This window comes from bacterium, assembly GCA_040755795.1.
Lineage (GTDB): Bacteria > UBA9089 > CG2-30-40-21 > CG2-30-40-21 > SBAY01 > JBFLXS01.
This window is the reverse complement of sequence record JBFLXS010000493.1, coordinates 1-2,674: the sequence shown is the minus strand read 5'-3', so window position 1 is coordinate 2,674 and position 2,674 is coordinate 1. Positions and strand designations below refer to the sequence as shown.

At 37.0% G+C, this 2,674-nt stretch carries 2 protein-coding genes; one reads left to right on the top strand and one right to left on the bottom strand.

The features are described from left to right. Nucleotides 1–217 precede the first annotated feature (217 nt). Complete coding sequence (locus AB1414_18825; protein ID MEW6609467.1) at nt 218–2,254, top strand: PBP1A family penicillin-binding protein; 2,037 nt, start codon at nt 218–220, stop codon at nt 2,252–2,254. 129 nt (nt 2,255–2,383) lie between these two features. On the opposite strand, the gene AB1414_18820 is transcribed toward AB1414_18825, so the two are convergent. Further along, on the bottom strand, nt 2,384–2,512 hold the full coding sequence (locus AB1414_18820) for a hypothetical protein (protein ID MEW6609466.1): 129 nt from the start codon (nt 2,510–2,512) through the stop codon (nt 2,384–2,386). Between the last annotated feature and the right edge of the window lie 162 nt (nt 2,513–2,674).

Below are 2,674 nucleotides of genomic sequence, written 5' to 3'. Positions count from 1 at the left end.
ATATAACACCTCCTCTTTTTGATGTCAACTAAGCAAATTATCTCTTTTTTATCGTTTTGGCATCTTTTATCACTCAAAACTCACCCCAAACCCGCACCATAACTAAAAGACATTTGCAACGCTCTCAGTTGCCAGGTTTTTATCAAAAACTCAATAAATGGTTTGACAAAAAGGGACTAATTTATTATACTCTTTAGGTAAAAAGAAGGAAAATCTAATGGCAAGATTTATTATTCTCATAAGTCTTCTTGTTTTATTTGTGATAATAGGAGTTGGAGCAAGGTATATTGTTAACTTTATAGGCCCACTGCCTGATTTAGACCCTGTGTTGAAATATGAAGGGAGGGAAGTATGTAAATTCCCTACCAAACTTTATTCCGCCGATAATAAATTAATAGCTGAATTTGCAGAAGAAAAACGGGAAGTGGTAAGTTTGGATAATATCCCAAAGATGTTAAAAGAAACATTTATCGCGGTGGAAGATAAACATTTCTATAAACATAAAGGGGTTGACATATCAGGTATTCTACGGGCATTTTTGGCTAATATTCGGGCAGGAAAAATAGTCCAGGGAGGTAGCACGATTACTCAGCAATTAGCCAGAAATGTATTTTCAATGTATGAGGAAACATACCGAAGAAAAATAAGAGAGATATTGATTGCTTTGTTAATTGAGCAAAAGTTAACTAAGGATGAAATATTAGAAAGATATTTAAATAAAATATATCTTGGTCATGGGAATTATGGAGTTCAGGAGGCTTCCTTATACTATTTTGATAAACCAGTAAAAGATTTAAACCTTGCTGAAATAGCTATGCTGGCGGGCATACCACCTTTCCCGGAATATTATTCCCCCATTAATTATCCACAAAATGTAGTTGAAAGACAGGCATTTGTATTGAAACGAATGGAGGAAGAAGGGATAATTACCTTAGAACAAAGGATTAAGGCAAAAGAGGCATTTGCTATTCAAATCAAGGAGATTTCTAAGAAGAAATTTGCTCAGACAAAAACTACATTTAATAACGCCCTTTATTTTACTGATTATGTTCGCCAAATTCTTTACCAGGAATATGGAAGAAATGCCGTTTATACTGATGGATTAAATGTTCAGACGACATTAGATTTAAATCTGCAGGAGGTGGCTATATCGGTTCTTGAAAATGGATTAGCATGTCTAAATCAGGCAAAGAAACCAGGTGAGCCACGAATAGAAGGGGCAATTTTAGCCATTGACCCAACCACCGGATATATTAAGGCAATGGTTGGAGGCTCTGGATTTACTCCGTCCAATCAATTAAATCGTGCCATACAGGCTAAAAGACAGGCAGGCTCTATATTTAAACCTTTTATTTATGCTACCGCTATCGACTATGGTTTTACCCCTGTAAATATTCTTGATGATTCCCCTAAAACCTACTTAGGCGCTAAAGGTAAGGATTGGAAACCAACTAATTATGATAATAAATACTATGGCAGTGTTACCCTGAGATGTGCTTTAGAACTTTCTCTTAACTTAGCTACGATTAAATTATTAGAGGAGATAGGGGTAAGCAATGTCATTGAGTATGCCCATAAGATGGGAATTAAAAGTGAACAACTGCCTGCTGATTCGTCATTGGCATTGGGAACAGCACAGGTTACTCTCTTAGAGATGGTTACTGCTTTTGGTGTCTTTGCTAATCAGGGAATTAAGGTTGAACCTATGGCCATAAAATCTATTAAAGACCGTAACCAAAACCTATTAGAAAAGAGAACAACAAAAAAGGAAAGGGTTATTTCTCCACAAACCGCTTACCTAATGACCAGTATGTTAGAAGGTGTAGTTCAACGGGGAACGGCAAGATATGCGGTTGGTAATAAAATAGATAGAGCGATAGCGGGCAAAACAGGAACAACAAATGATTATGTCGATGCCTGGTTTATTGGCTTTATACCAGAATTAGTTGTAGGGGTTTGGATTGGTTATGATTCTGGGCAAAAGAGTTTAGGCTCTGGCCAGACAGGTGCAGTAGTAACCGCTCCTATCTGGACAGAGTTTATAAAAAAAATCCTTCCTTTATTAGAATCAACACCCTTTTCAACAGACTTTCCGGTACCAGAGGGAGTTAAGTTTGTCAATATTGACCCAACTACCGGTATGTTGGCAACTAAACATTGCCCGGAAACCAGATATGAAGTATTCATTGAAGGTAATCTCCCCACGCAATATTGTACTTATCACAATGGAAAAGGAAAAACAAATGAGTATTAACTACCTTTGCCTGTGATTCAAACAGTAGACTATAGACATCAGACCTCAGACTAAAGCGGGCAGAAATTGCAGAAGAATGAAGGCTTGGGAGACCTACCTATACTTCTGTAGGTCTGGAGTTTCGTTAATTTATGGTGACATTGAGGCTGTCTGAATTAAAAAATTAAGAGGATTTAAAGCCTCGTTATGTCTATTAGGGTCTTGATTTTGGTCAAAGGTGGTAAAAATAGGGTTAAAAGCATCTGGAATTTTTTGCATCTTAACTTCTAATGTTGAGTTATTAAAAAATATTTGTAACTATTCAGCCACTGATTAACACGGATTAGCACGGATAAATACAGAGGGCAGACGACAGATGAGAAACGGAGAAAGGGAGAAACGGAGAAGGAGAGGAGAGACGAGCCACTATACTTGAATTTG

Excerpts from the sequence above, each read along its gene's own strand:
- AB1414_18820 (MEW6609466.1), bottom strand. The coding sequence starts at position 2,512 with ATGCAAAAAATTCCAGATGCTTTTAACCCTATTTTTACCACCTTTGAC.
- AB1414_18825 (MEW6609467.1), top strand. The coding sequence starts at position 218 with ATGGCAAGATTTATTATTCTCATAAGTCTTCTTGTTTTATTTGTGATA.